Origin of the sequence: Vibrio sp. 10N.286.49.B3 (genome assembly GCF_002873395.1) — a bacterium.
In the GTDB taxonomy this organism is placed as follows: Bacteria; Pseudomonadota; Gammaproteobacteria; order Enterobacterales; family Vibrionaceae; genus Vibrio.
Window position 1 is genome coordinate 24,168 of sequence record NZ_MCUV01000012.1, and the last position, 18,356, is coordinate 42,523.

The 18,356-nt window shown below is 37.0% G+C and carries 12 protein-coding genes and 2 tRNA genes; 9 read left to right on the forward strand and 5 right to left on the reverse strand.

Going from position 1 to position 18,356, the window contains the following annotated elements:
• Nucleotides 1-146: 146 nt before the first annotated feature.
• The 3 genes from BCU68_RS06600 to BCU68_RS06610 form a co-directional block, all read right to left on the reverse strand.
• Complete coding sequence (locus BCU68_RS06600; protein ID WP_102563998.1) at nt 147-2,639, reverse strand: cache domain-containing protein; 2,493 nt, start codon at nt 2,637-2,639, stop codon at nt 147-149.
• Between the two features lie 139 nt (nt 2,640-2,778).
• Nucleotides 2,779-2,865, reverse strand: a tRNA-Leu gene (locus BCU68_RS06605).
• Nucleotides 2,866-3,067: 202 nt separating this feature from the next.
• Nucleotides 3,068-3,143, reverse strand: a tRNA-Gly gene (locus tag BCU68_RS06610).
• A gap of 384 nt (nt 3,144-3,527) precedes the next feature.
• Between BCU68_RS06610 and BCU68_RS06615 the strand changes: the two genes are divergently transcribed.
• Together BCU68_RS06615 and BCU68_RS06620 are read left to right on the forward strand one after the other, a co-directional pair.
• Nucleotides 3,528-4,661 (forward strand): BamA/TamA family outer membrane protein, encoded by a 1,134-nt coding sequence (locus BCU68_RS06615; protein ID WP_102563999.1) that lies wholly within the window; start codon nt 3,528-3,530, stop codon nt 4,659-4,661.
• A gap of 39 nt (nt 4,662-4,700) precedes the next feature.
• Nucleotides 4,701-5,783 carry a DUF4056 domain-containing protein gene (locus BCU68_RS06620; protein ID WP_102564000.1) on the forward strand — a complete coding sequence of 361 codons (1,083 nt, stop codon included), beginning with the start codon at nt 4,701-4,703 and terminating at the stop codon, nt 5,781-5,783.
• A 46-nt stretch (nt 5,784-5,829) separates the two neighbouring features.
• On the opposite strand, the gene BCU68_RS06625 is transcribed toward BCU68_RS06620, so the two are convergent.
• On the reverse strand, nt 5,830-6,048 hold the full coding sequence (locus tag BCU68_RS06625; protein ID WP_102564001.1) for a DUF3820 family protein: 219 nt from the start codon (nt 6,046-6,048) through the stop codon (nt 5,830-5,832).
• Nucleotides 6,049-6,203: 155 nt separating this feature from the next.
• Between BCU68_RS06625 and BCU68_RS06630 the strand changes: the two genes are divergently transcribed.
• The 7 genes from BCU68_RS06630 to BCU68_RS06660 all read left to right on the forward strand — a co-directional run bounded on the left by BCU68_RS06630 (nt 6,204) and on the right by BCU68_RS06660 (nt 17,392).
• On the forward strand, nt 6,204-7,685 hold the full coding sequence (locus BCU68_RS06630) for an EAL domain-containing protein (RefSeq protein ID WP_102564002.1): 1,482 nt from the start codon (nt 6,204-6,206) through the stop codon (nt 7,683-7,685).
• A gap of 93 nt (nt 7,686-7,778) precedes the next feature.
• Nucleotides 7,779-8,135, forward strand: a complete 357-nt coding sequence (gene raiA, locus BCU68_RS06635) for a ribosome-associated translation inhibitor RaiA (RefSeq protein WP_102564003.1) — start codon at nt 7,779-7,781, stop codon at nt 8,133-8,135.
• Nucleotides 8,136-8,659: 524 nt separating this feature from the next.
• Nucleotides 8,660-10,414 carry a hypothetical protein gene (locus tag BCU68_RS06640; RefSeq protein WP_241901296.1) on the forward strand — a complete coding sequence of 585 codons (1,755 nt, stop codon included), beginning with the start codon at nt 8,660-8,662 and terminating at the stop codon, nt 10,412-10,414.
• A 160-nt stretch (nt 10,415-10,574) separates the two neighbouring features.
• Nucleotides 10,575-11,330: an oligogalacturonate-specific porin KdgM family protein gene (locus BCU68_RS06645; RefSeq protein ID WP_102564004.1), complete on the forward strand. Its 756-nt coding sequence runs from the start codon at nt 10,575-10,577 to the stop codon at nt 11,328-11,330.
• Nucleotides 11,331-11,644: 314 nt separating this feature from the next.
• Complete coding sequence (locus BCU68_RS06650; RefSeq protein ID WP_102564005.1) at nt 11,645-13,762, forward strand: hypothetical protein; 2,118 nt, start codon at nt 11,645-11,647, stop codon at nt 13,760-13,762.
• Between the two features lie 54 nt (nt 13,763-13,816).
• On the forward strand, nt 13,817-15,475 hold the full coding sequence (locus BCU68_RS06655) for a HEAT repeat domain-containing protein (RefSeq protein WP_157935174.1): 1,659 nt from the start codon (nt 13,817-13,819) through the stop codon (nt 15,473-15,475).
• A gap of 345 nt (nt 15,476-15,820) precedes the next feature.
• Entirely contained in the window at nt 15,821-17,392 is a 1,572-nt protein-coding gene (locus BCU68_RS06660; protein WP_102564007.1) for a polysaccharide lyase 6 family protein, read from the forward strand.
• 138 nt (nt 17,393-17,530) lie between these two features.
• Here BCU68_RS06660 and BCU68_RS06665 read toward each other — a convergent pair whose 3' ends face one another.
• Complete coding sequence (locus BCU68_RS06665) at nt 17,531-18,193, reverse strand: DUF3047 domain-containing protein (protein WP_102564008.1); 663 nt, start codon at nt 18,191-18,193, stop codon at nt 17,531-17,533.
• Nucleotides 18,194-18,356: the final 163 nt, after the last annotated feature.

Consider the following 18,356-nt stretch of genomic DNA (forward strand, 5'->3'; position numbering starts at 1 on the left):
TGAATTTATTTGATTAATTTACGACATAAAAAGATAACTATTTTAATAAAACTTGGAACTTAAAAAGTCTTTTTAAAAGATAAGCTTCAATTTTCAATTAACCATTCACCAAGCAGATAATGTACGCCACTCTTCATCGGTTATTATTATATTAATTGATACTTACAGCCACTTTCCTTGCAACGCTTGGTTAATGCTTCAAAAGTTAAAGGTCTGTCAAAAAGATAACCTTGAGCAATGCAGCAACCATCATCTTTTAGGCTCTGGAACTGCTCAATAGTTTCAACCCCCTCAGAGATAACTTTCACCTGCGAAGCTTCACTAATTGCAATAACAGCCTTAACTAGAGACATGCTTTGTGGGTTAGTTAGCATTTTATCTATAAAACAGCGATCTATTTTTATTTCCGTGATTGGCAAAGTATTTAGATAACTCAAAGATGAGTAGCCAGTTCCAAAATCATCTAAAGATAAACCAAAGCCCTCTTTACGTAGCTTTTGAAAAATAGGAACCACTTTGTCAAAATCACTGATAAAGACATTTTCTGTTATTTCTAATGTAATTTGTGATACATCGATAGCTATTTTATTAACGATACCAATTAACTCATCGGCAAAATTGACACTCATAAGTTGTTTGGGTGATATATTGACTGACAAGGTTACATTATCCAGCGAGCATATTTTAGATAACTCGATAAAATCATTGCACGCCTTGGTAAAAACGAATAAACCTATATCATGAATAAAACCCGACTCCTCAGCCAATTCAATAAATACATCCGTTGGAACAAAGCCCATTTTATCATTATTCCAGCGAACCAATGCTTCAACCCCTACAATTTGTAAAGAATCAAAGTCAACTTGAGGCTGATATAAAACAGTTACTTCATTTTTAACAAGAGAGGAACTCAGTTGCTCTTGCAGTTGAAAAGTCTTTTGTACCTGGTCATTAATAACCTGATCATAAAAAATAACAGCCCCTTTATTGAAATCCTTCGCCCTATGTAAAACAATATCAGCTTTACGAATCAGTGTTTCAACTTCCTCACCATCATCTGGATAGATACTGACTCCGATACTACAATCTATTAATAGGGAATGATAAGGGATATCAAAACTCGTATTAAAAATATCTTTTATTAATTTTATTTTGTATTCTGCTTCTTTTAGGCTATTTAATGATGAAAAGCAGAATACAAACTCATCACCACCAAAGCGAGCCACAAAATCATCATCGGTCAATACTTGGTTAAATCGATAAGCGACTTCTTTTAGCACTTTATCACCTACCGAGTGACCTCTTAAGTCATTAATTAACTTAAAATTATCTAAATCTAAAAATGCTACTGCTAACTGTTTATTCGAGCGATGAGCATGCTTCATACTACTTTCTATATACTCAATGAGTAATGATCGATTAGGTAGTCCCGTTAATTCGTCATGCAGTGCCATATGCTGCATACTATCTCTCGTATTTAAAAGTTCGATAATATATGCATTAATTCTTTCTTGAAATCGGAAAAAACGTTTAGAAACTTGTATACTTAACATTAATGAAGTTGCCATAACAGCTAATGTCACGATTAATGATAGCATACCAATTTGAAATGACTTTTTATTATTATCTTGCTGTAATTCAATTTGCTTATAACGTATATATCTCTCTAAGTTAGAAAGATTGAATCCAGCGCCTATTGTCCACCCCCACTCATCAACCTTTTCTATATAATATATCATTCCGTTTTTTTCTGAATTGACCGGTTTGTACTCGTAGAAGTCACTATCACCTTCTAAATCATGCATGACACTCCAAATATCACCTTTATCTTTAAGCTCTGATATTGATTTACCGATCAAGCTTGAATTATTATGCAATAGTAGGACATTGTTGTCATCAACAATAAAAATATTACTTTGTTGCTCATTTCGGTAACTGTTTACTCTCTTTAATATCTCACTTTTCAAATCACTTTCAACATCTTGGACATATTCGCCAGTACCAATAAACCAATCATAATAAAGAAACTTTTTACCATAACCAATTTTTTCAAATTCAATATCCTGTTGCTCACCTGGTTTTATATACCACCATTGATAATATGCCTCACCATTTTTTTCAATTAAGGCAATATGATCGCGGAGAATATAAGTCCCCCTACTGTCTTGTGAGTCCCATTGTGATTGATTTTCAATATCAGGCCGGAGTGCATGCATTACATTAATGCCATTCATTTTGAATATAAAAAAATATCCCCTACCTGAAAAAAATCGAATCGGACGAAGTGCATTGTTAATAAGAGCGGTCACCTCAGATTCAGGTTTACCTTGGTTATGATTATAGATATTCAAAGCAATTTGATACGCCTCTTCAACTCTGTTCTTTGCTTGCTTCTTAAGCTCAAACTTAGTCTGCGTATCTTGATACCTTGCCTCATGTGATATATGCATCACTTCCTGCTGGATCATGACTTTATGGCGCTCAATGATCTCATAGCGCAGTTCATCCACACTGTGAGCGGCTTTGTCATGATTATCAACAATTGTCAGAATGCTTATTATAATGCTTACAATGCCTATAATAATGACGGGGATGTATCTAATCAGTAGTAATAGCTTTTTTTCATTGATAGTGTGCATCTATAACCAATTAAGCGTGTCTAATAAAGCAATTATAGATGTAGATATGAGATCAGGTTGATAAAAGTGTAGGTAAAATGAGAAAATGGTTAGTTTCAAACGAAAAAAAACCAGCATAGAATGCTGGTTCTTTTAAAGATGGTGCCCCGGGCCGGACTTGAACCGGCACAGCGCGAACGCCGAGGGATTTTAAATCCCTTGTGTCTACCAATTCCACCACCAGGGCACGCAATTCATTGCGATGCGCTAACTGAAAAGTTAAACACCATCTTTACCTTACCACCTAAGCAATAAGATTTTAATTTGGAGCGACACACGAGGTTCCCGATCTTCGAGGAGCTAGGCATGACCTCAACCTTGGCAAGGCTAAGTTCTACTTTAAACCTGTATTTCGCATATTTCTCAACATACATCAAGAAAACTTAAATTGGAGCGACACACGAGGTTCGAACTCGTGACCTCAACCTTGGCAAGGTTGCGCTCTACCAGCTGAGCTAGTGTCGCATTGTTTTCTAAGGTTTCCCTTGAGAACGAGATGTACTTTAACTGATTAAAAATATGAGTCAATAGTTTTTTACTCTTTTCTTTTCAATCGGTTAAAATAAATACAGAGTGCACACAAAATCATCAAATGCATTGTGAGGGGTGAATAATAAAAAGGAATTATTATTTAATCGTCCATTTTTCGCATCGATAACTATACTATAAATTAGAATCATTCTTAGGTTAAATGATTGATGTTAGCAAAACATCAAAGCAGAGAATACATCCACTACCCTAAAGAGGTATTTAAAATATATAACTTTATAATTCATCGACACTTAGTTTCGTTTTTACTACCATCATCAACTTTTATAATCGCCAACAACTAAATAGAACGATAAATAAATGCCATTTTTTTTAAGATTTCTTTTGCTTGTTTTATCTTTTTCAACCTGCGCAGAGACGCAATCTGAACCAGTATCAAAGCAAAACTGGTTCGAGTCAGTATTGGCTTTTTTTGGGTCAAGTGATGAGGTTGACGTCAGTAAAGGCATTGATTGGGGTGTACTACCTGGCCCTTTCTCAAATCCTGAACAAGGAACTGGTATAGGTATTGCAGCAGTTGGCTTATATGCACCTCAAGGACTAGAGTCAGGAAATCAAATATCAACCCTAACGATTAGTGGCTATGCTTCATCTAAAGGCACCTATGGTATAGGTGTTAATAATTCGACTTTTTTAAATGAAAATCAATGGAAAATAGGGTTACAAACCCATCTATCATATACACCAAGTTTATATTGGGGTGTAGGGAGAGAGGCAGCCAAAAAAAATAGCAATAAAACAGAACATACCGCTTTATATTTTGATTTTGAACCTAGTATTTCCTATCAATTTATCTCCAATTACTTTATCAGAGTAGGTCTCAGCTCAGCATTTTTATTCAACCAGCGTTCCGATGGCCCAGCCCTAAGCAATGAAGACCTTGAAAACACCTCAAACTTGGGTGCGATTTTAGGCATTGATTATGATACACGAGATTACGAAAATAACCCTTACAGCGGAAGACTTATTAGTCTCGAGCAACGTTGGTATAACCATGTTTTAGGCGGTGATTTTGACTATAACCAGCTCACCTTTAATTATCGAGAATACATAAATATTATTGATGACAATGTGCTTGCTTATGACGTGTTTTTTCAAGGCTTGAGTGATGAGCAAGAGTTACCTTGGTTTGCATTAAGCCAATTAGGTGGCGATAAACGTATGCGCGGTTACTACACTGGTCGCTATCGTGACCGATACCAATTAATGGCTCAAATCGAATATAGGCATCGTTTTTCCAAGCGTAATGGCATGGTTGCCTGGATTGGTGCAGGAAATATAGGTGGTCATTTTGATGAATTATTTCATGATAACTGGTTACCCACCTATGGCGTTGGTTATCGCTTCGCTTTTAAGCCTAGAGTCAATGTCCGTCTCGATTTAGGCTTTGGTGATGAAACCACCGTTTATTTCAATATTTATGAAGCATTCTAAATGTTTAGCTCTTCCCACATATATGAATAGAGGAACGATATGAAATTAAAGACATTAATATTAACGAGTATTTATCTGCTCTCCCCTATGAGTCACGCAGAGGAAGTTCCAACGCCTTCTGGACTTCGCCCTTGTTGTGCATTTGGCATTAATATGAAATCTGAGTTAGGCGTCATTCCAGTTCCATTTTTTAAAGTCAAAAATATTGTTGAAACAAAAGAATTAGCCACTCATCGTTATAATGATGGTAGCCAAAGTATTACCAGCAGTTTAGTCGGTAGTGGTGATGAGGCGAATGGACTTATTTATACCAGCTATGGTGGGATCATAGATACCGCTCATGTTCGTGATACGGCTGATAATACTTTTTATCTTTTTAGTGAGATAAGAGGGAACTTAGGCACCTACAAAAGTATTGAACTGGATGATGAACTTCGCCACCGAGTCGTCACCCTTCAATCTGCTCCTGTCAATATGATGGCAAAAGATAAATTAGCAATAGAGATAAAATTAAGTGGCTTGCTCGCTTTTAGACTTGCTCAATGGCACGAAGTTGCACAATGGTTTGGTTTTACCTCGGTGGCTGGGTTTAAAGAGTACCCATCAGCTTACTCGCCTGAAGACCTCTATTCAAATATGCTTGGTAGCTTGATTACTATTGAGGTTTTAGAAAATAATCCCAATGCAACTAAAGATGAATATCAACATTTATTTTCTACTATATTTCTACGTCGATTAGATGAACTCGGTGCTCAAGATGCAAAAAAAACTGAAGAAGTAATGAATGGACTTGATGGTTATTGGTGGGATAGCCATAAAAGGCTGCCTGATAAGTGGGTGGTTAAAACAAGGGATTACCAGCCCCGCTTAACCCTTAAACCGCACTGGGGTGAAGAAGCAACAAAAATAACCTTATCTCTCGAGGCGTTTTCTGAATTGGAAGTTTGGGGAAATGCCACATTTACCGCATCGAAAAAAGAAAAGCACTTCAATAAATTGCCTGACAAATTGAAACAAAAAGCAGTATGGAGCATTCAGGACTTAGAATATATTGCAGCCTATGCAAAAGCAGTGGATGATAAAAATGACTTGAGCAACAATCAGCTTCTTGATGCCCAATAAAGATGTTTTTCTCTTATAACTGACTAAAGCCTGTGCTGTACAGGCTTTAGTCTCTCTTAAGTGGTTTGACAATACTGTCTAAACCTTCCACTTTTAACGCTAGGCAAAGTTGCATGAGATCGCCCAATTCACCCGGTGGAAAGCCTTTCTTATTGGCAAACCATAGCAAATACTCCTCAGGTAGATCAATAAGCACTCGGCCACTGTATTTTCCATACGGCATAACCACTCTGGCAAGTTTAACGATGTTCTCTTTATCTAACATTATTCGACTCATTTAAGCTGACAAAAAACGGTACAAGTGAATAATTAACTCGGCATTAAGACTAATGGATTACTCAACATAGTATCAAATAATTTTAATTTTATCTATAATACATACAGAGCCAATAAAATTTAACTGTTAAGGTAAAAAATTATATGAAGAAGTGCACATATGGTTGCCATGTTATCATTTACCTTTTACCGCTATTTATTGTCTCAATTGGCATTTATTACCTCTCGGACAAAAGCATTCATAAAACCCTAGATGAGATCTCAACAAAGTACGTTATTAACATTGATCGCACTTTTGAGGGAATCATTATCGAAAACCAAGTGGCATTATTTAATCCTAATGATTGTGATTCAAACTATCAAAGTTTACATAACCAAAAAGGAATTGATGAATTACTCATTCTATATAAAGGTCAAGTAATTTGTTCCACAAAAAAGAAAGAAGATAGTCTATTATCAAATAATTTTCATGATATTAATCATCAACTTTCCCTCATCCACTGGTATAGCGATCTTAAAAACCAAACCGTAAGAGTTGCAACTTATAGCCCTAGTGATTCTGACTATATGGCTGTTAGCTTACTTAACCGGGATTATATTCGTGCTAATGTCGGCTATAAAACGGAGCCTCGCCTATTAAGATCATTATTTTTTGTCAATGGTGAAAGTACCTCTGCTGATAATGCTAGGCATGGTAGGAATCCTATCAAAATCACAAAGTCAATAAACTATAACTATGATATTTTAATTGAAGCAAGTGACGAGTATATAAAAAATGAGCGCGTTTTTTATATACTATCGGCGCTTCCTCTTCTATTTACTATTTACCTCTGCCTATTTGTAATGCAGCGCTACCTACGCACACATACGAGCGCCAGTCGTGAAATTAAGCAAGCCATTAGACGCAATGAATTTATCTTATATTATCAACCTATAGTTAATGCATCGACTAAACAAACATTTGGTCTTGAAGCGTTAATTCGCTGGCAACATCCTACACGGGGTTTGATTCCACCTAATATTTTCATTCCTTTGATTGAAAGTTTAAACTTAATGAACGATATGACGGATATAGTTTTTTCATCTGCATACGAAGACTTAGCGAAAATCAAGATAAACGAAAGCTTGCACATAAGTATTAATGTTCCAGCATGCTATCTTTCTGACTCTAAAAACCGCGCAGCTATCATTGATTACTTTCATAAATTTAAGACAATGAATATTCAGCTAGGTATTGAACTTACAGAAAGGGAATTAATTTGTGATGACACACGTCTATATCTAGAAGAAATGCGTAAGGTGGGTATTGAGATATTACTGGATGATTTTGGTACCGGCCAAACCTCCTTGTACATTTTAGAGAAAACTCAATTAGATTACCTAAAAATCGATAAATGTTTCATTGACTCAATCGGCAACAATAGCGTCAATTCACCGGTCCTTGCCGCAATAATTAATGTCGCCAAAGGGTTGGAAATAAAACTTATCGCAGAAGGAATTGAAAAAGAACATCAATCCAAACACTTATTGGCACAGGATGTTTTTCTTCACCAAGGTTATTTATATAGCAAGCCTATGCCTTTAGACCTTATTAAAAAAAATCTCGAGTGTAATCACGATTCTTGATAAGAGTTCTTTGCTTATCCCTGCAGTGTTTGCTAGTTTTAAAGAGCGAACAAAAAGAATGAACTACTTGTTACCTATTCAAAGGGACTGTCTATGAAAGTAAATATCCAAACTCATCATGTATCTATCAATGATGACTCAAGAAAAGAAATCGAACAAAAATTCGACAAGATATCTTCTCATTTTCCTTCATTAATTAGTTGCGATATTATTATTACGCAAGAGCATAACCAACATCATGTTGAAGTGTTTACAAATTATGAAGGCGTTCGTGTTTCCGCTAAAGCAACCAATGATGTCATGTACCCTGCAATTAGCGCTGTATTAAAAAAACTTGAGACTGGGTTAAGTAACCGAAAGGGACAATTAAAAGCCGATCTGCATGAGAAGCCAACTAGCACAAAACCTGAGATTGCCTCAGATATAATTCAAGAAATGAAGCTCGTTTAAACCTCATATTAAAATAATTTTTATATCAAAGCCAATTCATTCCGAGTTGGCTTTTTTGTTTTGCAACGAATTAACTAGTGACTCTTAATGCATCTCTATAGCAAACCTAATTTCCCCTATTGTTATATGCTTTAACTCCAATACAGTGCGCTGTGATGTTACATATTCTTGTATTACAAACTAACCACCACATGAACACACCAAACTGTAATGCTTTTGGCTTGATTTTCACAGCATCAAACTCTCCTGTGTAGCAATAATACCTCTCATACAAACTCAAATAACCAAATAAAACACGTTCAAACAGCACCTTATCGCTACATACCTACCCAATTAGTTACATATGATTACAATTCACTATGTTTTGTGACTTATCCATCACTTTACACGGACAAATTCATTTCACTGTGAGAGAGATCATTTTATAGCGCATGAATGATTGATTGATAAACTCTTATTGTCTAACAATATGACATAACAATTACAAAACACATTACTAAACACATATTGAATAGGACGTTCTAATGATGCAAATCACCAAAATTGCTGCAGCCATTGCTCTTTCAACGGGTTTACTTGCTGGTTGTAACACAGACTTAAGAGATCCGGTTGAGCCAGTTGAACCGCCTGCTGCAGTATCACCACTACTTGGTGCTGCTTGGGATATTGGCGAAGCGGCTACCGCTACGGTTTCAAGTTTAGATGTCACTGACTTACCAAACGTCTACGTTTTTAGTGGTACGAGCCAGAAGTACTACAACGATGACGATGACCACGGTACATACACACTTTATTCTTCTGAATTTGAAGAAGATATTGACGCTGGTACTATTACTTTTAATTATTATGGCAATAGTGAAGATCTCACTGATGTTACAGAGGTTGAAGGTAAGTATACGGTAAATAGTGATGGTGTACTGACTATTACAGAAACAAACCTAGGCGAATTAATTGCTGCTGATAACTCTGATGATACTGCTGTCGCTGATGCTATTACTGCTGCAAATTCAGAGGCAGGTATTAATGGGTATGTGCAAATTCTAGATACGAGAACAGATGATACAGGTGAGCTTCGTATCAAGCTGTCTGAATCTACTGATGTCTCTGAAATTGCATCAGGTAAGTTGACTGTCGACCTAGTTTATCAAGTCGATGAAGACTCTGAAATTGAGCCTACAAGTAAAAATGCTTACATCTCCTTCTATGCAGAAAAAACTTCAAACTCAAATCTTCACGGTGAAGTGGCTTTCGAAGATGGTGTAATCAAATACCGTGATGCTAGCGGTGCTTTAACTGAAACTGATGGTACATTTGATCTAGGTGAAACATTAGAAGTTGAAGTGACTTGGGAACCAAATTCTTTCTCCTTCTGGGTTAACGGTACCGAATACAACACTATTGACTTACCTGTTGCTGACGGAACAGCGGTTACCAATATTTCACTGCGTTTAGGTGATAACAGCGGCACGACGCACTTTGAACTGCTAGGTGATAACCTTTTTGTTTACTCAAATGATACTGAAGCAGATACGCTCGTTCTTGAGGAAGACTTTGATAGCTACGCCGCTGGCACAGATCTGTCTACTATCTACAATAGCAACTCAAGTGAAGCGGTTGTCTTCCTTGACGGTGGTGATACTGACCCAGAAGAGCCAACGGAACCAGGCGACATAACTGACAACTTCGATTCTTATACAGTGGGTACGCAAATCGATGCAGCAAACTCTGCTTACACCGTTTCTAGTGGAGTAGATGGTGTAGATGTTATTGCTAATATCAGCGATGACGTTGCAAAATCAAGTTCAAACTCGTTGTACATTGCAGACTTCAGCGATACGACTAAAGGCGTTGTATCAAGAGCCTTTGCTGAGGGCGCTGCTGAAACTGGTTCAGTATCAACATCTGTTTATATTCCTGCAGATGGTTATGTGAAATCCACCTACCTATACCTTGGTGGATCGAATAGTGGTTCATCAGGTGAACGTTTTACAGAGGTTGTTTTTGGTGGAAGTGACATTAAATTCCGCGATGAAACAGGTTCTCAAGTGGATCTAGTAGAGTACACGCAAGACACTTGGGTTGATGTGGAAATTTCTTGGGCACCTGCTGATGATGCAACCTATGACATCACAGTAACTATTGATGGCGATGTATTCACATCTCTAAAAGCTGAAAATGCGGCAGGTGAAGGTCCGGCTCTATTTGCACTTTATACTGGTGATAACGGCTCTGTTGGTACCTACTCATATTTTGATGATTTAGATTCTGAACAGTTCTAATAATTAAATTATTGGTCAGCTGGTTAATTATTAATTAGCCGCTGGCCTTTACAGTGACATTAAATTTTGATGCATACGTGCGATACCCCCCAATATTATTGTATTGCATGGATACTTATTGGGTACTGGATGTACCCACACTATATAGTGAGAAAATAACATGAAAGCCGTAACAAAAATCGCAACACTTGTAGCAACCACTCTTTTAGCTGGTGGTGCTGCCGCGACTAGTCTAGATTACCGCGCTGAATATAAACATGATTCTAAAGAATATACCCACCGCATTAAATTGGGTGATAGCACCACAATTAATGATAAAACTAAACTTAGCTTTGGTATTGAGCAGAAGTTTAATAGCCAAGATAAAAGCAACTACTGGGATGAAATGGTACGTGGTGACTCTGAGTTTGATTGGGGCGTTCGTTATGCTTTAAATAAAAAATGGTATCTTCAACCTGGTATGCCAATCACCTTTGCTAGTGATAAAACAACTTATAAGCCTCAATTTCGCGTAGGTTTCACCTCTTCTTTTGGTCTAACGACAGCACTACGTTACCGCCATGAATTCCAAGTTTATTCTAGCGAAGCAGGTACAAAAACACTGACTGATGGCACAAAGGTAAGCGTTGCAAGCAAAACAGTAGAGCAAGGTAAATTAACATTAACCGGTTCATACAAGTTTGCTGATAAAGAGCTGCAAAAGATTAAACTGAGCTACGAAGCGAACTACAACAAAAACTATGATGAAGTGCGCTTATACAATGGTGATAAAGATTGGCAATGGGATGCTGGTATAATTGCTGGTTACCAAATCGGTGATTTCCGCCCATACGTCGAGTTATGGAACGTTCAAGTAAGCAGCTCAACTGACGAGCGTCAACTAAGAACTCGTCTAGGTCTAAAATACTACTTCTAATAGAAAGTTAATTCTTAGATAAAAATAAAAAGGTCTAGTATTTGCTAGGCCTTTTTACATTCTCACATTTAATACATTTAGCAACTTCTTGTCTTTATTAAAACATAGCACTTTTAAAATCAACAACCCTCCCTTAACATTAATAGCATTCCAAGTATGAGAAGTTTTATCGAAATATAATCGCTATTGTTATAGATGATAAAAATTGATCCATGTCATGTTTTTATTTAATTGGTGTGTATTGATAATATTAACAGCAGAATATTATTCGATATATCTACGAGGTTATATTGTGCCAACATAAGGACAGAAGCATGCGAATATCACAGATTATACCAATACTGATCACTCTAATATTGTCGGGTTGCTTTCTCGACAATGAGCCAGAAGCGATTACCAATCCAGACAATGCAAAATTAGCACTAGGAGAATACGATTACACAACCAGAGAAGGCGATGAAGGAGTCATTGCCACTATTAACTATAATGTGACCTTAGAGGCTGAAAGCCCTCAAGATGTGATGGTTGATATCTATCTACTTCCTATACTAGATAATAATTCCACCGAAGATAGTAGCGAACTGGATCCTGATGAGTATTCATTGCTGACACGAGTTACTGTTGAGCAAATGCCTCCAGGTTTAAACTCTTTATCTCTAGAGGTACCGATTAGCGATCTTAAGCATGATATTGGTGAATACGAAATTGTGCCTGTTCTTAATCCACTAGAGTTAATCACTGGAGATGACTTCTCTAATAATCTACCCAGTCATATAGGGAGCTCAGAACCTCAAACTAGTGATATCGATGGGGCTATATTAGTTAATGGTACCTCCATACCAGCAGAGGAGATCCACGACAATGTATCTGTTCTTTTATTAGAAGAACAACATGTTTATGAAGATATTGTTAACGTTGATATAACCTCCGATGAACCAACCGTAATCATTAACTATACCAAGTATGATTATAATAATGAACCTCTCGTTTACTTTTATGACTCGGAAATAACAGGTGACGTTATATTTCAAGATGAAACACTATTGTTCGAAATTGATAGTCAAACGAGCGAGGTGATTCCACATACCTACTACCTTACCGCGCAAGCTACTATTACAAATCAAACCTACCCTTTAAAACTAAAACTGTGGAATAAAACAGAGCAGCAATATTGTAGTTATCAAGAGATTGATATTACTAGCACGGAAGAAGCTAAGTTGGGCTACGCCATTGAGGTGTATGATATGTTCAATGAAGCGTTTGGCGACATGTGGCCAACCGAAGATGCTTATGATACCAACTATTTTTGGGGCTATATTGCAGCAGATCTGGCATTTGACCAACTTCCAACGAATGAAGCTCTTAATTTCAGCATTCAATTCAACCTTATTAAGGCTTCTGATTTACCATCCGATATTGCATGCGATGAAGTTATAGATACTGAGCCTGCGTTCTCTAATCAATTATCACTAGTTAGCTACTTTTTTGAAGACCCCTCTTTATTAGATATAAACGGTAGTGACAATAGGTATGCAACCAAGTCAACCGATATAGATTACGAACTTTTAAGCTTTGACAAATCATTCAAAAAAGGTGACGAAGATAAATTTCAAGCTGTTGTTGGTACTGGCTTTGAAGTTAAATATAAAGCCGATGTTGATGATGAAGATGAAGATGAAATAAAGGCTGGGATATTTTCCGAAACAAACCTAGTCACTACCGTATTTGATGCCGAAAATGAACTTATCACTTTAAATGGTGAGGTTGGTCTTACTGGCGCAAATACAGTTGGTTATACTTTCGAGACAAGCGTACTTGGCTTTGTAGTATACAGTTCAAGTCCTGAAGATGTTATTGACTGTAACGATACAACGTGTCAAGAGGATAAAAAGTTTCTATCCTTCGATGAAGAATGGGAAAAAACAGCGGAAGCCTCTACTTCAACATTTCTAATTGGCCCAGTCCCCGTTAAAATTTCTGCTGGTGTTACAGGTACCCTTGAATTCAATACAGGAATTGGCATAAATGAGGAATATGGTTTATTTGTAGGTGCTATAGATACCAGTTCTATTATAGCGGTTGACTTCGATGGATATTTAAAGGGAGGGATTGATCTAGCATTAATCTACGCTGGCGCCATCGGGCAAATTGATGTCGTAGAAACCAGTATTGGTAGTGTGGCTTATATTCGACCATGGGATAATGTTACCTCAGGTATAACTGCGCAATTAGACCTAGAGCTCATTAAAGGTCAAGTTGGCGCTTATGCCGATGTTAAAGCTTTTAAGTGGTGCTCTAAGAAGATATGGGGCAAATCTATTAAGTATATTTGTGGTAAAGAAACTAAGAAATACACATTCTGGATATATAACACACCAGCACTATATGAAAAAGAAGGCTACGAGTTATTTGATGTACAAAAAAACTGGTAATTTTCATCTAAATACATGCCCTCTTATGAGGGCATGTATTCACAGGCATTTATTATGATTCGATTATATTTTTTTATACTCTTTATTTTCTCAATACCTGCAGTGGCTTGCGATCCGCAATATTCTCTGTCTTCCACCATTAACAGTAACAATTCAACTTTGCTTGGTTCCTCAAAGACAGACTTTTCTGCTGTAATCACGCTCAAACCTGTGACATTACAAGGTCAACCTGGATGGTGGGCTATAAAAGCGGATCAAGTAGCTATTAAAGACAATCCGCATTTAATTAGAGAAACATATGAGCTTCCCTTTGCTTTTTACATCAACGAAAATGGTCTCATAGATCGCTTCTGGTATCCAAAATACCTCAACCGCGAACAAGAAATCACTTTAAACGGTTTTGCACATTATTTCCAATTAAAACAAACTGAACAACAAGGTGAATATTCAACGGAAACCGAGTCTAATAATCGTTACTTGTACCAATATAATACCGATAGCACTTCAAATGAACTGGTCAAAGTAAAAATAAGAAAACTCTCACAAAAGGGGGCTAAAAAAGAAGCTTCAGATTACAACATTTTAGAGTCGGAGAACCGATTCACGTTAGATAATTGCTTTTTTTCCAATGCTAGTGGCAATGAAACCATTGATGTCACCTCACCCATTTCTGCATTCTCAGCATCCGTGACCTATCAATTTTCACTACAAAGGACTCAAGTTCCAATAAAAACGTTATTACAAGATCTACCAAATGAGCTTAATGACTGGCCATCATTTAGCGAAAATATATCGACAACCGAATTAGAACGCCAAAGAAAAGAGCTAGTAAAAGTCGTCACTCGTTTTAGTGCCACTACAACCGATGTGTTTACACTTGTACAGCAACTAGAAAAAAATGAAGCAGCTCTTGCAAGCATCACTGATATTCTGGCTGAGAATAAACTCGCTAAAACTGAAAATATGCGACTATTTAATGCTCTTGGAGTGATGGATAGTGATAATAGCCAGTTATTACTTCTTAATATTGTCAATGACTCCGAACTCGATGATAGCTCTCGTTTTAGAGCTTTACAGGCCCTCACAGGTGGAAGTAACCGCTTAAGTGATGACGTAACAAACAGCATAAATAGTTTATTAATACAAGGTGTTAACACTGAAGATCCAGTTCTCATTAATAGCTTACTACCTAGCCTTGGCGCTACAATTAGTTCTCGACCTGATGATCATAATACTCAATCACTGCTTTATACACTTGAAAATGAACTAAGTAATGAAGTGACCCCTCAGAGAAAGAGTCATTTACTACTGGCGATTGGTAACATCGGAAGTGAGCTTCTTACTGATAGTGTTATTGAATCGACAAATAATGATTCCGCTCATGTGAGAAGTAGTGCTGCGTATGCACTTGGAAAAATTCAAACCGAGCGTTCTTACCAGGCTCTCGGAAACATGTTGAATGAAGAAAGTAATGACAGAGTAGAACAACGTATTATTGAATCTTTTAAAGGCTACACTCTTCAAGATAAGGAAATGCAGCAGATCCTTAGCATTTCCACCGCTTCAAAAAATAACCAATTAAGAAAACAAAGCATCAAAACGATTATCGCTCAGCCAAAAGATACTCGCACACCTGCACTGAAAGCACTATTGCAGTCAGAAACAAATCGAAATAACCAAAAGCTAATCATTAATGCAATACATGGAAATTAAAAACATCAAAATCACCTGATAAAGCGAAACAAGGGCACTACCTCAGTGCCCTTTGTTACTTTATTGCTCGATATTTTTTTATGGTGATATTTTAAGATCACTACCTTGCCCTGGTTTTCATGAACAAAAATCTGCTTGGATCAGCCGCGCCCATATTAGCATTTAATTTATTTTTCAAGCTCAAATTAAGCTAACTTAATTGTATTATTAAAATACATGACGTACTCGACAAATTAGAACAAAACACTCATTTTTGAGGGGGGATAACATGCAAAGTAATTGCCTAGATATACGGCTTATTGATAATGTACTTTTTAAATTAAATACCCTCAAAAAGAGATAGTCATGAAAAAGGCACCAATTTTATTAATCGCAGGTTCTTTGCTGCTAACGGGTTGTATTTCTAATCAAGGAAACACAAATCAAGTAACGCAACCAACATTGGTTATGGTCGATCAAGGCGTTGCTATCGCTTCAATGCAACAAGTTTTAGAGCTAAGAGAGAGCATCTTAAACGCTCAAGATGGCGATGTAATCAGCATTCAAGCCGGTCATTATAGAGATTTGGGTAGCGTCACTTTAACGGCAAACAATGTAACGATTAAAGCAGAGCAACCAGGAACGGTTATTTTTAACGGTTCAACTCAGTTCATTATTGAAGGTAATGACAACTTAATTGAAAGCTTGGTATTTACCGACGGTGGTGCAACCTTAAGTACTGAAAGCCATGACGCAAACATCATGGGTGTATTTGGTATCTTCGGAAAAAATAACACATTAAATAACTCGGTAATTTACAAGTTCAACGACTACGAATATGTCGCGGACGAAAGTGGCAAATACCCGAACATCAGATGGGTAACGGTTGGTGGTGAAAACAATAAGATCACCAATAACACTTTTGAAGGTAAGTATAAGCGTGGTGCTATGCTTGTGGTTGCTACTTCAGATAAGTTAGAAAAAACGCTAATCGAAGGCAATATATTTAAAGATTTAACCGCTTTAGATATTGAGTTAATTGAAAACTCAAACCCTAAAATGGTAAGAACAAATCGCAATGACAGACAAGCAATAAGATTTGGTGATAGCCACACTTCGTTATTCGATTCTCAGAGTGTTGTAAAAAACAACTACTTTGACAACATCAGTGGTTACTTAGGTAAAAATGGCTCTGGTGAAATTGAATTGATTTCCGTTAAAGCAAGTGGTGTGACATTTGATGGAAATACAATCAAAAATAGTACTTCTATGATTTCGTTAAGACATGGTCACAACAATGTAGTAACCAACAACGTGATCTTGCCAGGTACAACGGCTAACTCTGGCGGTATCAGAATCTATGATGAAAATCACTTAATCGAAAATAACTATATTGAAGGTACATTAGGCAAAGGCGCATACCGTGGCGCACTTGTTCTAAATACCGGTATCATTGATGTGGCCAAGGGTGAAGTGTTAAGTAAAGATTCATCCGATGGTAAAACATTGCAGAAACAGTGGACGCCTAAAGACGTTGTTGTTAAGAACAATACCTTAATCAACAACACGCAAGGCATCTATGGCAGTAATGCTGTTCACCGAGTGAGTTTAACGGATGATACTCGATCTGAAGCTATTTTCCCTGCTGTCGATACCGTATTTGAAAACAACTTATCGATTGCTGAAACGGCAGACACAAATGCATTCAAACAATTTGATGGCGAAAAATTCAAGATGGTAGGTTCTCAATTTAAGAACAATATCTTCTATGGAGAAATCCAAGGGCTAGACGCACCTTTACCACAAGGCATCTCAACTGATGCTCCAGCGATGGAAAGGGATGAGCAAGGGTTAATTAAAGCAGTAGGAACCGTTGGCGCAACTAACTTAACGGTACTCACTGAAGATATGGTTGGCTCAACTATAACATTCAAGTAATAGATTTATCGAATCTAACTACTTACGGGGCTGTTCTTAATTTGTATATTTAAATGTAAATTAAAGAGCTGCCCCATTTTTTATTTGTCGATTAGATAGAGACGAGGTTAACCAACGTATACCCCTATCCTAACCACCCTATTCAGCGCTAAAATAAATATCACCATAATAGGACTCTGCAATCGTACCGCTATTATCCGTATCGGTCATGATAGCGATAACGTCTATATAACGATACGCTTCCATATTCTTTTCTACACTTCCCATATCACCGAAAAAATCGATCAGGTCTCTATACACGTCACGTTTTTCATTATACCAAGTATCTACATTCGACTGATGCCCACGAACAGCGATCATTCTAACACTCGATCCTGCATAGGGATTATTCCAAACCTCTCCGACATTTTGCGAACTGGACCAAACGTAATTGAGCGCTTTCGTTTTTAAGCCCATAAAACCCTTTTCAATGACGACATAGATCCTTGCAGCGTAATCATCACCACTTTTACTACGTTCATCTAATATTGGAAGCATTTGTGACACTCGCCAACGCCAACTCATATAAGGTGTATCAAGCAAATCAATACGCGTTTTTAAAGCGACACCCGAGGCACTGCGATGACTTAGCGCCTTTAATACTTGCGCACCCTCAAACGAAACTAACTCATATACAGTTTCACCTGCAAAAACCTGCTTATCCCATGTATCAATGTCTGTCGTATCAAATGAAGTTATATTGATATTTGCACTGGTAAAAAAGGAAAGTACAGATAATGTCAAACATAGGAATTTATTCATTCGTTCAGCCTTATTTTCCTTGTCTATTAATATTAGACAGAATTACTAGAGGGAAACTTTCACGAAGTCACATAACGCTAAAAAACCACTTAAGAAACAAAGCTTAACTCACAAAAATACTGCATAAGTGTGTAAATATGCCAATCTAAATGTGATGTAGATC